Source organism: Micromonospora sp. NPDC047670, from assembly GCF_043204915.1.
GTDB lineage: Bacteria > Actinomycetota > Actinomycetes > Mycobacteriales > Micromonosporaceae > Micromonospora.
Map to the genome: position 1 here is coordinate 35,619 of NZ_JBIDDA010000004.1, position 17,370 is coordinate 52,988.

Consider the following 17,370-nt stretch of genomic DNA (forward strand, 5'->3'; position numbering starts at 1 on the left):
TCAACCTTCCTGGACGCGACTGGCATCTCGTCCACCCAGGTCAACGAGGCGCGCCGAGGTAGGTGACGCCAGCGGCGTGTCACCTCCCGACACGCCGCAGCCCGGGCTGCTCGGATTGCCCTACAGTTCCCCACCCCCACCCGCCCCGCCGCTCCCACCCCGCCGCTTCCGCCCTTGCCACTCCGCCCTGCCGCTTCCGCCCCCACCACTTCGACCCCCCGCCCACCCTTGCCACCGCACCCTGCCGCTTCCGACCCCGCCACTCCGACCCCGTCGCTTCCACCCCCGGTCACTCCGACCACCTGCACACCTTCCCGACCTCGCCCGCTCGACCCCTCGCACTCTCCTTCGTCCCTCCCTCCGCGACCCTCGCCGCACGCCGCCCGGGCAGTGGAGTAGATCTTGGTGGTGATCGGCCCCCATAGGGGCCGTTTACCAAGATCTACGGGGGGAGCGGGGAGCGGGAGCGGGGGAAGCGGAGGCGGCAGGCGGACGCATGGGGGAACGCCGGAGCCCGCCGGCGGGGTGCCGGCGGGCTCCGGTGTGACGCAGCGGCAGCACCACTACGGGTGCCGCCAGGGTGGCGGATCAGGCGGAGAGCCTGCGCGCCAGGTTCTCGTCCAGGGCGTTCATGAACTCGTCGGTGGTCAGCCACGGGGCGTCCCGCGAGATGAGCAGCGCGAGGTCCTTGGTCATCTGGCCGCCCTCGACGGTGTCGATGATGACCTGCTCCAGGGTGTTGGCGAACTCGGTCACCGCCGGGGTGCCGTCCAGCTTGCCCCGGTGGGCCAGGCCCCGGGTCCAGGCGTAGATCGACGCGATCGGGTTCGTTGAGGTCTTCTCGCCCTTCTGGTACTGCCGGTAGTGCCGGGTGACGGTGCCGTGGGCGGCCTCGGCCTCGACCGTACGGCCGTCCGGGGTCATCAGCACCGACGTCATCAGGCCCAGCGAGCCGAAGCCCTGCGCGACGGTGTCGGACTGCACGTCACCGTCGTAGTTCTTGCAGGCCCAGACGAACCCACCCTCCCACTTCAGCGCGGCGGCGACCATGTCGTCGATCAGCCGGTGCTCGTAGGTGATGCCGGCGGCCTCGAACTCGGCCTTGAACTCGTTCTCGAACACCTCGGCGAAAATGTCCTTGAACCGGCCGTCGTACGCCTTGAGGATGGTGTTCTTCGTCGACAGGTAGACCGGGTAGCCGCGGTCCAGGCCGTAGCGCATCGAGGCGCGGGCGAAGTCCCGGATCGACTCGTCGAAGTTGTACATGCCCATGGCGACGCCGCCGCCGGGGAAGTTGGCGACCTCCATCTCGACCGGCGCGGAGCCGTCGGTCGGGGTGTAGGTGATGGTCACCGTGCCCGGGCCGGGGACGACGAAGTCGGTGGCCTTGTACTGGTCACCGTGGGCGTGCCGGCCGATGATGATGGGCTTGGTCCAGCCGGGGACCAGCCGCGGCACGTTGGACATGATGATCGGCTCGCGGAAGACGACGCCGCCGAGGATGTTGCGGATGGTGCCGTTCGGCGACCGCCACATCTTCTTCAGGCCGAACTCCTCCACCCGGGCCTCGTCCGGGGTGATGGTCGCGCACTTGACGCCGACGCCGTGCTCCTTGATGGCGTTGGCGGCGTCGACGGTGACCTGGTCGTCGGTCTCGTCGCGGTGCTGGATCGACAGGTCGTAGTAGTGCAGGTCGACGTCGAGGTAGGGCAGGATCAGCTGCTCCCGGATCTGCTTCCAGATGATCCGGGTCATCTCGTCGCCGTCGAGCTCCACGACCGGGTTGTTTACCTTGATCTTCGCCATCGACCGGCGCTCCTCTCGGGGGACACGTGCTCAAGCAGTACGAGCGTACTGGAAACTGGCCGGCAGTCCCCAGCCGGCCTCGGTCGGGCCGGATAACGGGATGCGCGGCGCGCGATTGCGCTGGCACCATCGCCGGATGCCACCGCGCCGCACCCTCGGGTCTATCACGGTCACCGCGCTCACCGACGGCGAGGGGTCGTTCTTCCAACCCCGCGAGGAGGCGTTCCCGGCCGCCACCGCGGAGCACTGGCGCGCGGCCGACCGGCGGGATCCGGCCACGGTGACCGCCGACGGGCGGTGGTGGCTGCCGTTCCGCAGCTTCGCGATCCGCGCCGGGGACGGGCCGGTGACCCTGGTCGACGCCGGGATCGGCCCGGCCGGCTCCCCCGCGTCGAGCTGGGCGCCGGTCCCGGGGCGGCTGCCGGCCGAACTCGCCGCCGCCGGCATCGATCCGGCCGACGTGCGCACGGTGGTGCTGACCCACCTGCACACCGACCACGTCGGGTGGGCGGTCACCGGCTCGCCGGGCACGCCCTACTTCCCGAACGCCGACTACCTGCTCCAGCGGGCCGAGCTGGCCGCCGTGGGACACCTCAACCCGGGGCTGTCGGCCGGCCTGGTCGCGCCGTTGCGCGCCGCCGGCCAGCTCCGGGTCCTCGACGGCGAGGAGAGGATCGACCCGGCGGTACGACTGCTGTCGACACCCGGCCACACGCCCGGCCACCAGTCGGTGCTGCTCGAGGTCGGCGACGAGCGGCTGCTGGTCACCGGCGACCTGCTGGTGCACGCCGTGCAGCTGGTCGACCCCGAGCTGGCGTACGCCCACGAGGAGGACGCCGCGGCGGCGCGCGCGTCACGGGTTGCGCTGTTGCGCGAACTGGTCGCGCGCGGACCCGCGCTGCTCGCCACCCCGCACCTGGGCGAGGCGTTCGTGGCGCTGTAGGGCGCAACGTCGAGGGGGGCACGCCGGCGGACCGGCGTGCCCCCCTCGACGGATGGCGGATCACATGTTGGCGACGTCGGCCTGCTTGGCGCGGACGGCCTCGGCGGCCTCCTTCAGGCTGGCCAGCTCGTCGGCGTCCAGGTCGGTCTCGACGACCCGCTTGACGCCCTCGGCGCCGATCTCGGCCTCGACGCCCAGGTAGACGCCGGAGATGCCGTACTCACCGTCGACCCAGGCGCAGACCGGCATGACCTCGCCGGAGTCCTCCGCGACGGCCTTGGCCATGCGGGCGGCGGCGGCGGACGGGGCGTAGTACGCCGAGCCGGTCTTGAGCAGCGCGACCACCTCGGCGCCGCCGTTGCGGGTCTTGACGACCAGCTCCTCGATCTGCTCGGCCGGCATCGCCTCACGCAGCGGCTTGCCGTCGACCGTGCTCTTCGACGGCACCGGCACCATCGTGTCGCCGTGCGAGCCGAGGGTCAGGGTCTTGACCGACTTCACCGGTACGCTCAGCGCCTCGGCCACGAAGTTGGTGAACCGGGCGGTGTCCAGCATGCCGGCCTGGCCGAGCACCCGGTTCTTCGGGAACTGCGTGGCGAGCTGGGCCAGCGCGGTCATCTCGTCCAGCGGGTTGGACACGACGATGACGACGGCGTTCGGGGCGTACTTGGCCACGTTCTCGGAGACCTGACGGACGATCTTGGCGTTCGTCTCCAGCAGGTCCATCCGGCTCATGCCCGGCTTGCGCGGCAGGCCGGCGGTGATCACCACGACGTCCGAGCCCTCGATCGCCTCGTAGCCCTCGCCGTTCGGGCCCGTGGTCACGCCGACCACCTTGGTCTCGAAGCCCTCGATCGCCCGCGACTGGTTGAGGTCCAGGGCGAGACCCGCGGGCTTGCCCTCCACGATGTCGGTGATCACGACGGTGTCGAAGACGTCGTACTCGGCCAGGCGCTGCGCGGTGGTGGAGCCGTAGAAGCCGGCCCCGACGACAGTGACCTTCTTACCCATGGTCGTCCCACTCCCTGCTACCAGTCGGTTTTCCGGACGGTATCAGTCATCCTGGCACCGATCCGGTCAGGGGCGGCGGCCATCGCCGGGATGGGGCGAACGTCACCGCCGTCCGGCTCCGGGCGGCGGTGACGGGTGGTCAGTCGCGCTCGGCGCGCTCCACGACGTTGGTCAGCAGCATCGCCCGGGTCATCGGGCCGACCCCGCCCGGCATCGGCACGAGCTTGCCGGCGACCTCGGCGGCCTCGGGGGCGACGTCGCCGGTGTAGCGGCCCTTGCCGTCCGGGCCGATGACACGGGTGATGCCGACGTCGACCACCACCGCGCCCGGCGTGATCATGTCGGCGGTGAGCAGCCCCGGCACGCCGGCGGCAACGATGACGATGTCGGCGGCCCGGGTGTGCGCGGCCAGGTCGAGGGTGCCGGTGTGGCACAGGGTGACGGTGGCGTTCTCGCTGCGCCGGGTGAGCAGCAGGCCGAGCGGGCGGCCGACGGTGTTGCCCCGGCCGACCACGGCGACCTTGGCCCCGCGCAGCGCCACGTCGTGCCGGCGGAGCAGCTCGACGATGCCGCGCGGGGTGCAGGGCAGTGGGCCGTCGTAGCCGAGGACGAGCCGGCCCAGGTTGACCGGGTGCAGGCCGTCGGCGTCCTTGTCGGGGTCGATCAGCTCCAGCACCCGCTGGGTGTCGAGGTGGCCCGGCAGCGGCAGCTGGACGATGTAGCCGTGGCAGGCCGGGTCGGCGTTGAGGTCGGCGAGCACGGCGTCGACCTGCTCCTGGGTCGCGTCGGCCGGCAACTCCCGGCGGATCGAGGCGATGCCCACCTCGGCGCAGTCGCGGTGCTTGCCGTTGACGTACGCCTGCGAGCCGGGGTCCGCACCGACCAGGACGGTGCCCAGCCCGGGGGTGATGCCGCGTTCCGCCAGTGCCTTGACCCGCGTCCGCAGCTCGTCCTTGATCTCGGCCGCGGTCGCCTTGCCGTCCAGAAGCGTCGCCGTCACGCCCAGATCGTCTCACGGTCGGCGCCCGGTGATCCGGGGACCTGCGCCAGCCCGTCGCTCGATCACGAAGAGTGACGTGCCGTTAATCACTGTGAGTTATGTTCTGCCGGTTCGGTCACACCCGGATCCGGACGCCGCGACTCACGCGGGAAGCCCACGGACGCGGGGCACGACACGGTACGGGGTGGGCGCAACGCGCAGGACAGCCTCCGTGGCGCCGGGAGAACCCGCATGCCAGGCGGCATCGAAGGGCCCGAGAGCCATAGCAGGGAGCACCCGTCGCGGCAAGACCCCCGTGGCGGCTCCGTTATCGGTTCGCAACGCGCTCGTTGTCGAACGCCGACCCGCGACCTACCGTTGCCCAACGTTGCGCAGCGTAAACCCAGCGCCGGGTCTGACTGCGCAGCGTGAGGAGATGAGGAGGCTACATGCGTGTTCGTAGGCTCGCTGCCTGGACGGCCCTCCCGCTCGCGGTGACCCTGGGCCTGGTGGCCTGCGGCTCGGGCGGCGACGGCGGATCCGGCGAGAGCAACCCCGACGCGGCCGTGCGGATCGAGATCGCCGAGCCGCAGCACCTGGTGCCGACCAACACCAACGAGACGAGCGGCTCGCAGGTGCTCGCCGCCCTGTTCAGCCCCCTGGTCGACTACGACGAGGCCAACAAGCCGTACGAGGTGGCGGCCGAGTCGGTGACGTCCGAGGACAACACGACCTGGACGGTCAAGCTCAAGGGCGGCTACACCTTCCACAACGGCGAGCAGGTCACCGCCGACAACTACATCGACGCCTGGAACTACGGCGCCTACGCCCCGAACGGGCAGAACTCCAGCTACTTCTTCGAGAAGATCGCCGGCTACGAGGACCTGCAGGGCGAGACACCGAAGGCGAAGACGCTCGCCGGCCTGAAGAAGGTCGACGACCTGACCTTCACCGTCACGCTGTCCGAGCCGTACAGCGAGTTCAAGACCATGCTCGGCTACACCGCCTTCTACCCCATGCCGAAGGCCGCGTTCTCCGCGCCCGGCGTGCTGGCCGAGGGGTACGAGCAGGCGCCGGTCGGCCAGGGCCCGTTCAAGATGAAGGGCACCTGGCAGCACGACGCCAAGGTCGAGGTCGAGAAGTACGACGCCTTCCCCGGCGAGAAGCCGAAGGTGGCCGGCGTCGAGTTCCGGATCTACCAGCAGCCGACCGCCGCGTACGCGGACGTGCTGTCGGACAACCTGGACGTCATCAAGACCATCCCGACCGAGAACCTCTCCACGGCCGCCACGGACCTCGGCGACCGGTTCCAGCAGAGCCCCGCCTCGTCGCTCCAGGTGCTGGCCTTCCCGACGTTCCAGAAGGAATTCAGCAACCCGGACGTGCGCAAGGCCATCTCGATGGCGATCGACCGGGACGAGATCACCAAGTCGATCTTCAAGGACTCGCAGCAGCCGGCCCGCTCGTTCGTCTCGCCGGTCGTCGCGGGCTACCGCGAGAACACCATCGGCGCGGCCGGCGAGTTCGACCCGGCCAAGGCCAAGGCGCTGTACCAGGCCGCGGGCGGCCCGGCGAAGATCGAGCTGTCCTACAACGGCGACGGCGGCCACAAGGACTGGATCGACGCGACCTGCAACCAGCTCAAGGCCAACCTGGGCGTGGACTGCGTCGGCACCGCCGAGCCGAAGTTCGCGGACCTGTTGACCAAGCTCAAGGCCAAGCAGCCGGTCGGCCTGTTCCGGATGGGCTGGGTCATGGACTACCCGTCCATGGAGAACTACCTCGGCCCGCTGTACAGCAGCAACGGCTCGTCGAACTACTACGGCTACCGCAACCCGGCCTTCGACAAGCTGCTCGCCGAGGGCGCCAGCGCCGCGAACGAGGACGAGGCGATCAAGAAGTACCAGGCGGCGGAGGACCTGCTGGCGCAGGACCTGCCGGTCATCCCGCTGCGGTACGGCCAGAACAACTTCGGCCACTCGACCAAGGTCACCAACGTGGAGATGGATCTCTTCGACCGTGTCGACCTGCTGAAGATCGAGGCCGTCAAGTAACACGGCGCGTCGGGTCGGGCCATCGGCGGACGGTGGCCCGACCCGCCATCCCCTTCGCACTTTTTCAGAGAGACTGCCAAGTATGTTCCGCTTCATCCTGCGGCGTCTGCTCCAGATGGTCCTCGCGTTCTTCGGGACCACGCTGATCGTCTACGCGCTGATGTTCGCCGGCCAGGGCGACCCGATCCAGGCGCTCGCCGGCGAGCGCCCGGTCACAGCCGCACAGCGGGCATACCTGACCGAAAAGTTCCACCTCGACCAGACCGGGGTCGGCGGCTTCTTCTACCGCTACTTCGACTACATCAAGAACCTGCTCCAGGGCGACCTCGGGCAGTCGCTGACCGGTCGCTCCATCGGCGACATCCTCGCCGCCGCGTGGCCGGTGACGGTCAAGCTGGCACTGATCGCCATGGCCGTCACGATCGTCTTCGGGGTGACCGCGGGCGTGCTCGCCGGCATCCGACGGGCCAGCATCTTCGACAACTCGACGCTGCTGCTGACCCTGCTGGTGCTCGGCATCCCAACCATCGTGCTCGCTCCGCTCGCGCAGTTCCTCCTCGGCGTCAAGTGGCAACTCTTCCCGCCCACCGCCGGGGCCGACCCCGACCTGTACGCGCTGTTGCTGCCCGGCATCGTGCTGGGCTCCCTCTCGCTGGCCACCGCGCTGCGGCTGACCCGGACCTCGGTGGCGGAGAACCTGCGCGCCGACTACGTCCGCACCGCCCGCTCGAAGGGCCTCGTCAAGCGGCGGATCGTCAGCGTCCACGTGCTGCGCAACTCGCTCATCCCGGTGGTGACCTTCCTCGGCGTCGAGCTGGGCAACCTGATGAGCGGCGCGATCATCACCGAGGGCGTGTTCAACATCCCCGGTGTCGGCTTCAACCTCTTCCGCGGCATCCGCACGGAGGACGGCCCGCTGGTGGTGGGCATCGTCAGCGTGCTCGTCGTGGTCTACCTCGTCTCCAACCTGGTGGTGGACGTCCTGTACGCCGTACTCGACCCGAGGATCCGCTATGAGTGAGCGCAGCGAACGAATCGGTAGCTCAGTGTTTCGCGGCTCGGCGTGCCCCGGAGCGCAGCGACGGGGTGCGCCGAACCAGCGCAGCGAACGAATCGGTAGCTCAGTGTTTCGCGGCTCGGCGTGCCCCGGAGCGCAGCGACGGGGTGCGCCGAACCAGCGCAGCGAACGAATCGGCAGCTCAGTGTTTCGCGCCGGCGCCGAGCGCGGCGAGGTGCGGGCATGAGCGACTTCGAAACCGTCGCCGCGAGCGAGAACCAGGCCGCGCGGCGGGGGCCGTCCGGTGAGCCGGGCGCGCCGAACCAGGTCGGCGTGGCGCAGAAGCCGCGCAGCCTGGCCGGCGACGCCTGGCGCGACCTGCGCCGCAACCCGATCTTCTGGATCAGCCTCCTGCTGGTGGTGCTGGTCGCCGCCATGGCCGCCGCCCCCGGCCTGTTCACCGCGAACGACCCCCGCGACTGCGTGCTGGCCCGCCAGCACGCCGGCCCGTCCGGCGGGGCGATCTTCGGGTACGACTTCCAGGGCTGCGACACGTACTCCCGGGCGGTGCACGGCGCCCGCGCGTCGCTGCTGGTCGGCGCGCTCTCCGCGCTGCTCACCGGTCTGATCGCGCTCGTCGTCGGCATGCTGGCCGGCTACTTCGGCCGCTGGGTCGACGCGGTGCTCTCGCGGGTGATCGACATCGTGCTCGGCATCCCGCTGCTGCTCGCCGCGATCGTGCTGCTGAAGCGGGTGAACAGCGACAGCTCCGCGGTCCGGATCGGCGCGGTGATCTTCGTGCTGGCGATCCTCGGCTGGACCACCGCCGCCCGCGTCATCCGCTCCTCGGTGATCACCGCTAAGGAGCAGGACTACGTGGCGGCGGCCCGGATGCTGGGCGCCGGCGACGGCCGGATCATGCTGCGGCACATCCTGCCGAACGCGCTCGCCCCGGCGATCGTGGTGCTGACCATCGCGCTCGGCTCGTTCATCGCCGCCGAGGCGACGCTCTCCTTCCTCGGCATCGGCCTGAAGGCGCCGACCATCTCCTGGGGGATCGACATCGACGCCGGCCGGGTGCACATGCGGGAGTCGGCCACCCCCCTGGTCGTCCCCTCGACCTTCCTCGCGCTGACCGTGCTGGCGTTCATCATGCTCGGCGACGCGATCCGCGACGCGTTCGATCCGAAGCTGCGGTGACCGATGCGAGCGAACGTAGCGGGCCCGGCAGGCGTCAACGAAAGGCAGGAACACGTGCGAACGCGAGGAGCGAGCACGGTGAGCCCCGCAGTCGCGGGCGAAAGGCGAGCGCAGTGAGCCAGTCCGCCGTCCGACCGACGCCGGCCTCCCCGACGCCCGAGGGCGGGCACCTGCTGGACGTGCGGGACCTGCACATCGAGTTCCGCACCGGCGAGGGCGTGGCCAGGGTGATCAACGGGGTCTCGTACCACCTGGATCCCGGCGAGACCCTCGCCGTGCTCGGCGAGTCCGGCTCCGGCAAGTCGGTCACCGCCCAGGCGATCATGGGCATCCTCGACACTCCCCCGGCGGTGATCCGCTCCGGCCAGATCCTCTACCAGGGTCGCGATCTGTTGAAGCTGCCCGAGGAGCAGCGCCGGCAGGTACGGGGCAAGGAGATCGCAATGATCTTCCAGGACGCCCTCTCCGCGCTGAATCCCGTCTTCCCGGTTGGCTGGCAGATCGGCGAGACGCTGCGCCAGCGCGAGGGCATGTCCAAGGCGGACGCCCGGCGGCGGGCCGTCGAGCTGATGGACCTGGTGAGGATCCCGGCCGCCGCCAACCGGCTCGGCGACTACCCGCACCAGTTCTCCGGCGGCATGCGCCAGCGCGTGATGATCGCGATGGCGCTGGCCATGAACCCGAAGGTCCTGATCGCCGACGAGCCCACCACGGCGCTGGACGTCACCGTGCAGGCCCAGATCATGGATCTGCTGGCCGACCTGCGCCGCGACCTCAACATGGCGATGATCCTGATCACCCACGACCTCGGCGTGGTCGCCGGCGTCGCGGACCGGATCGCCGTCATGTACGCCGGCCGCATCGTCGAGCACGCCGACGTCCGCTCGCTGTACCGGGCGCCGGCCCACCCGTACACCAAGGGGTTGCTGGAGTCGATCCCGCGGATGGACGTGCGGGGTCAGCAGCTCTCCACCATCAAGGGGCTGCCGCCGAACCTGATGCGGATCCCGTCCGGCTGCCCCTTCCACCCCCGGTGCCCGTACGTGCAGCAGGTCTGCGTGGACGTGGTGCCGCACGACCTGGTCCTCGGCGACGGCCGGACCAGCGCGTGCCACTTCGCGCAGGAGGTCCGTGATGACAGCGCCCGCTAGCCCGGCCAAGGTCCGGGGCGAGACGATCCTCGCCGTCGACAACCTCGTCAAGCACTTCCCGATCCGGCAGGGCGTGCTGTTCCAGAAGCAGACGGGCGCGGTCAAGGCCGTCGACGGGGTCAGCTTCGAGCTGCGCCGCGGGGAGACCCTCGGGGTGGTCGGCGAGTCCGGCTGCGGCAAGTCCACCCTGGCGCGGCTGCTGATGCGGCTGGAGACGCCGACCGCGGGCCGGGCCACGCTGGAGGGTCGGGACCTGTTCAGGGCCTCCGGCGCCGAGCTGCGTCGGCTGCGCCGCAACATGCAGATGGTCATGCAGGACCCGTACACCTCGCTGAACCCGCGGATGACGGTCGGCGACATCATCGGCGAGCCGTTCGAGATCCACCCCGACGCCGCGCCGAAGGGCAGCCGGCGGCAGCGGGTGCGGGAACTGCTCGACGTGGTCGGCCTGAACCCTGAGCACATCAACCGGTACCCGCACCAGTTCTCCGGCGGTCAGCGGCAGCGCATCGGCATCGCCCGGGCGCTCGCCCTGCGGCCCGAGATCATCGTCTGCGACGAGCCCGTCTCGGCGCTGGACGTGTCGATCCAGGCCCAGGTGATCAACCTGCTGGAGAAGCTCCAGGACGAGTTCGGCCTGTCGTACATCTTCATCGCCCACGACCTCTCCGTGGTCCGGCACATCTCCGACCGCGTCGCGGTGATGTACCTGGGCAAGATCGTGGAACTCGGCACCGAGGACGAGATCTACGAGCGGGCGACCCACCCGTACACCCAGGCGCTGCTCTCCGCCGTGCCCGTGCCGGACCCGGAGGCCCGCGACCAGCGCACCATGATCCGGCTCACCGGCGACGTGCCGAGCCCGGCCGACCCGCCGAGCGGCTGCCACTTCCGCACCCGCTGCTGGAAGGCCCAGGAGGTCTGCGCCACCCAGGAGCCCCACGCGGTGCCCCGCGCGGCGGACCCGCACCCCTCGGCGTGCCACTTCGCCGAACTCCGCCCGCTCCCCTGACCCACCCCACCCCCGCGCCCCCACCCGTTCCCGCGATCTTGCACTTTGTGCCCCCGAATTGCCCGCTTCGAGCCGGTGCGCCAGGGCACAGAGTGCAAGATCGACAGGAGTCAGGGGGCGGGGGGCGGGAGGGTGGGGGGTCAGTGGAAGAAGTGGCGGGTGCCGGTCAGGTACATGGTGACGCCGGCCTCCTTGCAGGCGGCGATCACCTCCTCGTCGCGGATCGAGCCGCCCGGCTGGACGATCGCGCGGACACCCGCGTCGATGAGGATCTTCGGGCCGTCGGCGAACGGGAAGAACGCGTCCGAGGCGCAGACCGAGCCGCGGGCGCGCTCCGCCCCGGCGCGGCTCACCGCGAGCTGCGCGGAGTCGACCCGGTTGACCTGGCCCATCCCGACGCCGACGGTCGCGCCGCCCTTCGCCAGCAGGATCGCGTTGCTCTTCACCGCGCGGACCGCCCGCCAGGCGAAGGCCAGGTCGCGCAGCGTCTCCTCGTCGGCCGCCTCGCCGGTGGCCAGCCGCCAGTTGGCCGGGTCGTCGCCGTCGGCGTCGATCCGGTCGGCCAGCTGGACCAGCACGCCGCCGGTGACCTGCCGCCACTCGGCCGGCAGCGGGTCGAAGGCGGGCGCGCGCAGCAGCCGGACGTTCTTCTTGCCCTGCAGGATCTCCACCGCGCCGTCGTCGTAGCCGGGGGCGACCACGACCTCGGTGAAGATCTCGGCCACCTGCCGCGCCATCTCCACGCTCACCGGGCGGTTGACCGCGATGACCCCGCCGTACGCGGACACCGGGTCGCAGGCGTGCGCCCTGCGGTGCGCCTCGGCCACGTCGGCGCCGACCGCGATGCCGCACGGGTTGGCGTGCTTGATGATCGCCACCGCCGGCTGGTCGGCGAAGTCGTTGGCCGCCCGCCACGCGGCGTCCGCGTCGACGTAGTTGTTGTAGGACATCTCCTTGCCGTGCAGCTGCTCGGCCTGGGCGAGCCCGGCCGGGCTGGACGGGTCGGCGTAGAGGGCCGCGGCCTGGTGGGGGTTCTCGCCGTAGCGCAGCACCGCCTGCCGGCGCAGCGACAGCCCGGCGAAGCCCGGCCAGCCGTCCTGCTCGGGCGCCAGCGTGGTGGCGCACCACTCGGCCACCGCCACGTCGTACTCGGCGATGACGGCGAACGCCCGGGCGGCCAGCACGCGGCGCTGGGCCAGCGTGAAGCCGCCCTCGTCGAGCGCGGCGAGCAGGGCCGGGTACGCGGCCGGATCGGTCACCACGGCGACCGAGGCGTGGTTCTTGGCGGCCGCCCGGACCATGGCCGGCCCGCCGATGTCGATCTGCTCGACGCACTCCTCGACGCCGGCGCCGGAGGCGACCGTGGCCTGGAACGGGTAGAGGTTGGAGACCAGCAGGTCGATCCCCGCGATGCCGTGCTCGTCGAGCTGGGCGGCGTGCGAGTCCTTGCGCAGGTCGGCCAGGAGTCCGCCGTGCACCTTCGGGTGCAGCGTCTTGACCCGCCCGTCGAGGATCTCCGGGAAGCCGGTCACCGTCTCCACCGGGGTCACCGGCACCCCGGCGTCGGCGATGGTGGCGGCCGTGCTGCCGGTCGAGACGAGCTCCACCCCGGCCGCGTGCAGGGCCCGGGCCAGCTCGACCAGGCCGGTCTTGTCGTAGACGCTGACCAGCGCCCGCCTGATCGGGCGGCGTTCGTCCTGAGTGGAACTCACGGGACCGTGACCTTTCTTCCGGTGATCGTCCAACCTTCGCGGACCAGGCGGCCCACCTGCTCGACGAGCTGGTGCCGCTCGGCTTCCTTGATGCGCTCGGTGAGCGTCTCCACGTCGTCGTCGTCGCGTACGGGCACGGCGACCTGCGCGACGATCGGGCCGGTGTCCATGCCGGCGTCGACGAAGAAGAGCGTGGCCCCGGTGACCTTCACGCCGTAGGCGAGGGCGTCGCGCGGGCCGTGGATGCCGGGGAACGCCGGCAGCAACGTGTTGTGGGTGTTCAGGTAGCGGTCGCCGAAGGCCGCCAGGAAGCGCGGGCCGACAAGCTTGAGGAAACCGGCGGAGATGACCAGGTCGGGCCGGTGCTCGGCGACGCGGGCGGTCAGCGCGGCGTCCCAGTCCTCGCGGGTGGGGTGGTCGGCGACGCGCTCGACGAAGGTCGGCACGCCCGCCGCGGCGGCCCGGTCCAGCCCGGCGATGCCGTCCCGGTCCGCGCCGACGGCGACCACCCGGGCCCCGTACGCCGGATCGGCGCAGGCGTCGAGCAGTGCTTGCAGGTTGCTCCCGGAGCCGGAGACGAGGACGACGATGCGGGCGACGGACGCGGGCTCGGTCACCCTGCCACCCTATCGGGCAGGTCGGCGGGTCCAATCGCTGGGCAGCGCGACATTCACCGACGACGTGACTGGTCGGAACCGGGTACGCTGCCGGTCGCTCGGGACCGGCAGCCCGTCCGGCCCGCACCCGTCAGTGATCCGGCGCCCCAGGGGTGCCGAGTGGAATGAGGAGTACGCCGAGATGCAGCCCGGATACCAGCCGCAGCAACCCCCGATCAACAACAACATGACGATGTCGATCGTCGCCATCTTCCTCTTCTGGCCGCTGGCGATTCCGGCCATCATCAACGCCTCCAAGGTGAACCCGCTGCTCCAGCAGGGCGACTACGCCGGAGCCCAGGCCGCCGCCGCCGAGTCGAAGAAGTGGTCCAAGTGGGCGCTGATCGTCGGCATCAGCTGGTATGTGATCGTTCTGGTGTGCTGCCTGCTCGGTGGCCTCGCCGGGATGGTGGGCGGTAGCAGCTCGGCCAGCACCTACTGACAGAACTGACGAGGAGTTCGCATGCAGCCCGGTTACCCCGGTCAGGATCCCTACGGTCAGCAGCCGCACCAGGATCCGACCGCGCCGCCCCACGACCCGTACGCGCCACCGCCGGCGGCGCCGTACGGTCAGCAGCCCACCTCCGGGCAGCCGAACGACCCGTACGCCGCACCGCAGAACCCCTACGGCCAGCCGACCTCGGGGCAGCCGTACGGCCAGCCCCCGACCTCGGGTCAGCCCTACGGCCAGCCGCCGTCCGCCCAGCCGTACGGCCAGCCGACGTCCGCCCAGCCGTACGGCCAGCCGACGTCCGCCCAGCCGTACGGCCAGCAGCCGTACCAGGATCCGTACGGCCAGCAGGCGTACCCACCGCCCATGTACCCGAACGCCGGGTTCGCCGGCAAGGGGCCGGGGCAGCAGCAGAACACCCTCGGCCTGGTGTCGATGATCCTCGGCATCGCGTCGATCCCGCTGGTCTGCTGCTACCTCGCAATCCCGCTCGGCATCGGCGCGGTGGTGACCGGCTGGATGGGCAGGCAGAAGGCCGCCCAGGGGCTGGCCGACAACCAGGGTCAGGCCCTCGCCGGCCTGATCTGCGGCGGCATCGGCGCCGTGCTGGGCCTGCTCCAGATCATCCTGCTGGTCGCCGGAGTCGCCTACCAGCCCTGAGCGGCACCGCGCGAAGGGGCGTCCCGGCTCGTCCGGGGCGCCCCTTCGGCGTGCGAGAGGGATCGAGCCGGCGCGTTGGACACGCGCGGAGGTCAGCGGGGGGCGGGGCGGGCGAGCACCCGGGTCGCGGCGGCACCCAGCAGCGCGCCCACCGCGATGACGGCGGTCGCCACCCCGCCCACCTGCCAGGCGACCGGTCCCATCTCGGCGAGTCGGCCTCCGCCGAGGGACCCGGCGGAGGCGGCCGCGGCGGCGCCCAGCAGCACGCCGGCCACCGGGCCGGCGAGTGCCGCCGACCCGAGCAGCGGGCCCCAGCGCAGCGGCGCCCGGTCGTCGGCGGCGAGCCGGAGCAGCCGGCGTGCCAGCAGCCAGCCCGCCGCCATCCCGGCGAGGACCGGCACCGCGAGCAGACCGGCGCCGAGCCCGTCGACCGGACCGCGCGGCAGCCCCGCCAGCAGCGGCACGGCCGGCAGCGCGCCGACGGAGACCTCGCTGGTGCGGACCGCCGTGTCGGTGCCGACGGCGAAACCCGGGCCGAGCAGATAGCTGGCCGACCAGACCGTGGCGTTGGGCGCGTAGGCGAGGCTGACCAGGGTGATCCCGGCCTGCCCGGCGACCCCGGTGCGGTAGGCCCCGATCAGGTCGGCGGCGTCCCCGCCCCCGGTCGCCACGGCGAGCCCCGCCGCCCCGCCGCCCGCGCCGAGCAGCAGCAGGCCGGCGACCAGCCCCGTGCGGATCCCGTCGCGCAGCGGCTCCGGGGACCGCGCGACGAGCAGGCCGGAGACGCGGGTGGTCCGGGCCGAGCCGACCAGGGCCCCGAGCGTGCCGAGGACCGCACAGGTGACCCCGGCGCGGACCGGCGACACCGCGAGGCCGCCCGCGCCGACCAGCACCGCGGCGAGCAGCCCGAGCAGCGCGTACGCGATGCCGACCGCGCCGGCGGCGAGGAGCGCCTGCCGGGGCGACCGCCCACCGCGCGCGCCGATCGCCCGGCTGGTGTGCACGCCCGCGCGGGTCAGCCGCCAGACCACCAACGCGGTCAGTGCCAGCGGGGCCAGCCCGAGCGGGCCGGCGCCGGTCTCCAGCGGGACGCCGTGCCCGAGCAGCCAGCCGGCCAGCCCGGCGTGGAGCGCTCCCGACACGGTGGCGGCGTCCTCGCTGAGCTGGAACAGCCCCAGCACGACCACGACCGGCAGCCACGAGGTGAGCGCCGCCCATCCGGCGGCGACCCCGGCGGCGACGGCGAGCGGCGCGCGGCTGCGGGGCGCCTCGCCACCGCGCGGCGCGGGCACCCGCCGGCCCCGCCCGGCGGGCGTGTCCGGCCGGGCGTCGGTGCCGGCCTCGACGCCGGGACGGCTCGGCTGATCAGGGGTGACGGAGGACATCGGGTCTACTCTGGCATGCCGCGCGCCCGGCGGCAGTCCGATACCGCCCCCGAGCGGCGGCGAGTTCCGTGATCCACCGTCTCCCGCCCCCGATCCGGTCTAGCCTCGGCGCAGGGACGCGACCCAAGTCGCGGCACCGACGCCCGGAGGGAAGCCGTGAACGCTCCGTACCCGCCGCCCCCGCCGCCGCCACCCGCGGCCGGCCAGGACCGCACCACGCTGTGGGGCGTCCTGGGCATCGTCCTCGGCCTGCTCTGCTGCGGCATCCTGGGGGTCGTCTTCGGCTACCTGTCGATCCGGGACGCCAAGCGCTTCGGCAAGTCGCCGGTGCTCGGCTGGCTGGCGATCGCGTTCGGCGTGCTCAACATCATCGGCAGCGGGATCCTCTGGGCCGGCGGCAACTACCCGGTCTACAACGACTGAGGGCCGACCGCGAACGGTCGGCCCTCCGGTCGTACGTCGGGATCAGCCCGCGGACATGATCTCCCGCATCAGCTTGGCGGTCTCGGTCGGGGTCTTGCCGACCTTGACGCCGACGGCCTCCAGCGCGCTCTTCTTGGCCTCGGCCGTGCCGGCGGAGCCGGAGATGATCGCGCCGGCGTGCCCCATGGTCTTGCCGGGGGGCGCGGTGAAGCCGGCGATGTAGCCGACCACCGGCTTCGTCACGTTCGCCTTGATGAACTCGGCGGCCCGCTCCTCGGCGTCGCCGCCGATCTCACCGATCATGACGATCGCGTCGGTGTCCGGGTCCGCCTCGAACGCGGCGAGCGCGTCGATGTGGGTGGTGCCGATGATCGGGTCACCGCCGATGCCGACACAGGTCGAGAAGCCGATGTCGCGCAGCTCGTACATCATCTGGTAGGTCAGCGTGCCGCTCTTGCTGACCAGGCCGATCCGGCCGGAGCCGGTGATGTCGGCCGGGATGATGCCGGCGTTGGAGGCGCCCGGCGAGGCGATGCCCGGGCAGTTCGGCCCGATGATCCGGGTCCGCTCGCCCTTGGCGACGTTGTACGCCCAGAACGCGGCGGTGTCGTGCACCGGCACACCCTCGGTGATCACCACGGCCAGGTCGATCCCGGCGTCGATCGCCTCGACGACCGCGCCCTTGGTGAACTGCGGCGGCACGAAGATCACGGTCACGTCGGCACCGGTCTGCGCCATCGCGTCCGCGACGCTGGCGAAGACCGGCAGCTCGGTGCCGTCGAAGTCGACGGTCTGGCCCGCCTTGCGCGGGTTGACGCCGCCGACGACGTTGGTGCCCGCGGCGAGCATCCGCCGGGTGTGCTTGGAACCCTCGGAACCGGTCATCCCCTGGACGATGACCTTCGAGTCCTTGGTCAGCCAGATAGCCAT

16 protein-coding genes are annotated in these 17,370 nt (G+C 71.6%); 9 read left to right on the plus strand and 7 right to left on the minus strand.

Annotated elements, in window-relative coordinates:
- Positions 1 to 588: 588 nt before the first annotated feature.
- Positions 589 to 1,806, minus strand: a complete 1,218-nt coding sequence (locus tag ACGF7U_RS11245; RefSeq protein WP_393105386.1) for an NADP-dependent isocitrate dehydrogenase — start codon at positions 1,804 to 1,806, stop codon at positions 589 to 591.
- Between the two features lie 136 nt (positions 1,807 to 1,942).
- Here ACGF7U_RS11245 and ACGF7U_RS11250 point away from each other — a divergent pair, with 136 nt between their 5' ends.
- Positions 1,943 to 2,749 (plus strand): MBL fold metallo-hydrolase, encoded by an 807-nt coding sequence (locus tag ACGF7U_RS11250; RefSeq protein ID WP_393105388.1) that lies wholly within the window; start codon positions 1,943 to 1,945, stop codon positions 2,747 to 2,749.
- Positions 2,750 to 2,809: 60 nt separating this feature from the next.
- Here the strand turns inward: ACGF7U_RS11250 and ACGF7U_RS11255 are convergent, their stop codons facing one another.
- Together ACGF7U_RS11255 and ACGF7U_RS11260 are read right to left on the minus strand one after the other, a co-directional pair.
- Entirely contained in the window at positions 2,810 to 3,760 is a 951-nt protein-coding gene (locus ACGF7U_RS11255; protein WP_091102982.1) for a malate dehydrogenase, read from the minus strand.
- 139 nt (positions 3,761 to 3,899) lie between these two features.
- Entirely contained in the window at positions 3,900 to 4,760 is an 861-nt protein-coding gene (locus ACGF7U_RS11260) for a bifunctional methylenetetrahydrofolate dehydrogenase/methenyltetrahydrofolate cyclohydrolase (protein WP_393105390.1), read from the minus strand.
- Positions 4,761 to 5,188: 428 nt separating this feature from the next.
- Here ACGF7U_RS11260 and ACGF7U_RS11265 point away from each other — a divergent pair, with 428 nt between their 5' ends.
- From ACGF7U_RS11265 to ACGF7U_RS11285, 5 genes are all read left to right on the plus strand, one after another.
- The gene (locus tag ACGF7U_RS11265; RefSeq protein WP_393105392.1) at positions 5,189 to 6,793 is read left to right on the plus strand and encodes an ABC transporter substrate-binding protein; all 1,605 of its coding nucleotides are present in this window, start codon (positions 5,189 to 5,191) and stop codon (positions 6,791 to 6,793) included.
- Positions 6,794 to 6,875: 82 nt separating this feature from the next.
- Positions 6,876 to 7,814 carry an ABC transporter permease gene (locus ACGF7U_RS11270; protein ID WP_393105394.1) on the plus strand — a complete coding sequence of 313 codons (939 nt, stop codon included), beginning with the start codon at positions 6,876 to 6,878 and terminating at the stop codon, positions 7,812 to 7,814.
- Positions 7,815 to 8,033: 219 nt separating this feature from the next.
- Positions 8,034 to 8,990, plus strand: a complete 957-nt coding sequence (locus ACGF7U_RS11275; protein ID WP_393105396.1) for an ABC transporter permease — start codon at positions 8,034 to 8,036, stop codon at positions 8,988 to 8,990.
- Positions 8,991 to 9,103: 113 nt separating this feature from the next.
- Complete coding sequence (locus ACGF7U_RS11280; RefSeq protein ID WP_393105398.1) at positions 9,104 to 10,141, plus strand: ABC transporter ATP-binding protein; 1,038 nt, start codon at positions 9,104 to 9,106, stop codon at positions 10,139 to 10,141.
- Positions 10,125 to 11,153: an ABC transporter ATP-binding protein gene (locus ACGF7U_RS11285; protein WP_393105400.1), complete on the plus strand. Its 1,029-nt coding sequence runs from the start codon at positions 10,125 to 10,127 to the stop codon at positions 11,151 to 11,153. Before ACGF7U_RS11280 ends, ACGF7U_RS11285 begins: the two co-directional genes overlap by 17 nt.
- A 140-nt stretch (positions 11,154 to 11,293) precedes the next feature.
- Here the strand turns inward: ACGF7U_RS11285 and purH are convergent, their stop codons facing one another.
- Positions 11,294 to 12,865 (minus strand): bifunctional phosphoribosylaminoimidazolecarboxamide formyltransferase/IMP cyclohydrolase, encoded by a 1,572-nt coding sequence (gene purH, locus ACGF7U_RS11290; protein ID WP_393105402.1) that lies wholly within the window; start codon positions 12,863 to 12,865, stop codon positions 11,294 to 11,296.
- The gene (gene purN, locus ACGF7U_RS11295; RefSeq protein ID WP_393105404.1) at positions 12,862 to 13,482 is read right to left on the minus strand and encodes a phosphoribosylglycinamide formyltransferase; all 621 of its coding nucleotides are present in this window, start codon (positions 13,480 to 13,482) and stop codon (positions 12,862 to 12,864) included. Before purN ends, purH begins: the two co-directional genes overlap by 4 nt.
- 181 nt (positions 13,483 to 13,663) lie before the next feature.
- On the opposite strand from purN, the gene ACGF7U_RS11300 reads away from it, so the two are divergent.
- Together ACGF7U_RS11300 and ACGF7U_RS11305 are read left to right on the plus strand one after the other, a co-directional pair.
- Complete coding sequence (locus ACGF7U_RS11300) at positions 13,664 to 13,963, plus strand: CD225/dispanin family protein (RefSeq protein ID WP_393105406.1); 300 nt, start codon at positions 13,664 to 13,666, stop codon at positions 13,961 to 13,963.
- Positions 13,964 to 13,984: 21 nt separating this feature from the next.
- Positions 13,985 to 14,632, plus strand: a complete 648-nt coding sequence (locus tag ACGF7U_RS11305) for a DUF4190 domain-containing protein (protein ID WP_393105408.1) — start codon at positions 13,985 to 13,987, stop codon at positions 14,630 to 14,632.
- Positions 14,633 to 14,724: 92 nt separating this feature from the next.
- On the opposite strand, the gene ACGF7U_RS11310 is transcribed toward ACGF7U_RS11305, so the two are convergent.
- Positions 14,725 to 16,017: a DUF6350 family protein gene (locus ACGF7U_RS11310; protein ID WP_393105410.1), complete on the minus strand. Its 1,293-nt coding sequence runs from the start codon at positions 16,015 to 16,017 to the stop codon at positions 14,725 to 14,727.
- Positions 16,018 to 16,173: 156 nt separating this feature from the next.
- On the opposite strand from ACGF7U_RS11310, the gene ACGF7U_RS11315 reads away from it, so the two are divergent.
- The gene (locus tag ACGF7U_RS11315) at positions 16,174 to 16,440 is read left to right on the plus strand and encodes a hypothetical protein (RefSeq protein ID WP_393105412.1); all 267 of its coding nucleotides are present in this window, start codon (positions 16,174 to 16,176) and stop codon (positions 16,438 to 16,440) included.
- A gap of 42 nt (positions 16,441 to 16,482) precedes the next feature.
- Here the strand turns inward: ACGF7U_RS11315 and sucD are convergent, their stop codons facing one another.
- Positions 16,483 to 17,370 (minus strand): succinate--CoA ligase subunit alpha, encoded by an 888-nt coding sequence (sucD, locus tag ACGF7U_RS11320; RefSeq protein ID WP_091102932.1) that lies wholly within the window; start codon positions 17,368 to 17,370, stop codon positions 16,483 to 16,485.

What these genes read in the sequence shown, in the direction of transcription:
- ACGF7U_RS11245 (WP_393105386.1), bottom strand. Translation starts at nt 1,806, where the DNA reads ATGGCGAAGATCAAGGTAAACAACCCGGTCGTGGAGCTCGACGGCGAC.
- ACGF7U_RS11250 (WP_393105388.1), top strand. Translation starts at nt 1,943, where the DNA reads ATGCCACCGCGCCGCACCCTCGGGTCTATCACGGTCACCGCGCTCACC.
- ACGF7U_RS11255 (WP_091102982.1), bottom strand. Translation starts at nt 3,760, where the DNA reads ATGGGTAAGAAGGTCACTGTCGTCGGGGCCGGCTTCTACGGCTCCACC.
- ACGF7U_RS11265 (WP_393105392.1), top strand. Translation starts at nt 5,189, where the DNA reads ATGCGTGTTCGTAGGCTCGCTGCCTGGACGGCCCTCCCGCTCGCGGTG.
- ACGF7U_RS11270 (WP_393105394.1), top strand. Translation starts at nt 6,876, where the DNA reads ATGTTCCGCTTCATCCTGCGGCGTCTGCTCCAGATGGTCCTCGCGTTC.
- ACGF7U_RS11275 (WP_393105396.1), top strand. Translation starts at nt 8,034, where the DNA reads ATGAGCGACTTCGAAACCGTCGCCGCGAGCGAGAACCAGGCCGCGCGG.
- ACGF7U_RS11285 (WP_393105400.1), top strand. Translation starts at nt 10,125, where the DNA reads ATGACAGCGCCCGCTAGCCCGGCCAAGGTCCGGGGCGAGACGATCCTC.
- ACGF7U_RS11300 (WP_393105406.1), top strand. Translation starts at nt 13,664, where the DNA reads ATGCAGCCCGGATACCAGCCGCAGCAACCCCCGATCAACAACAACATG.
- ACGF7U_RS11305 (WP_393105408.1), top strand. Translation starts at nt 13,985, where the DNA reads ATGCAGCCCGGTTACCCCGGTCAGGATCCCTACGGTCAGCAGCCGCAC.
- ACGF7U_RS11310 (WP_393105410.1), bottom strand. Translation starts at nt 16,017, where the DNA reads ATGTCCTCCGTCACCCCTGATCAGCCGAGCCGTCCCGGCGTCGAGGCC.
- sucD (WP_091102932.1), bottom strand. Translation starts at nt 17,370, where the DNA reads ATGGCTATCTGGCTGACCAAGGACTCGAAGGTCATCGTCCAGGGGATG.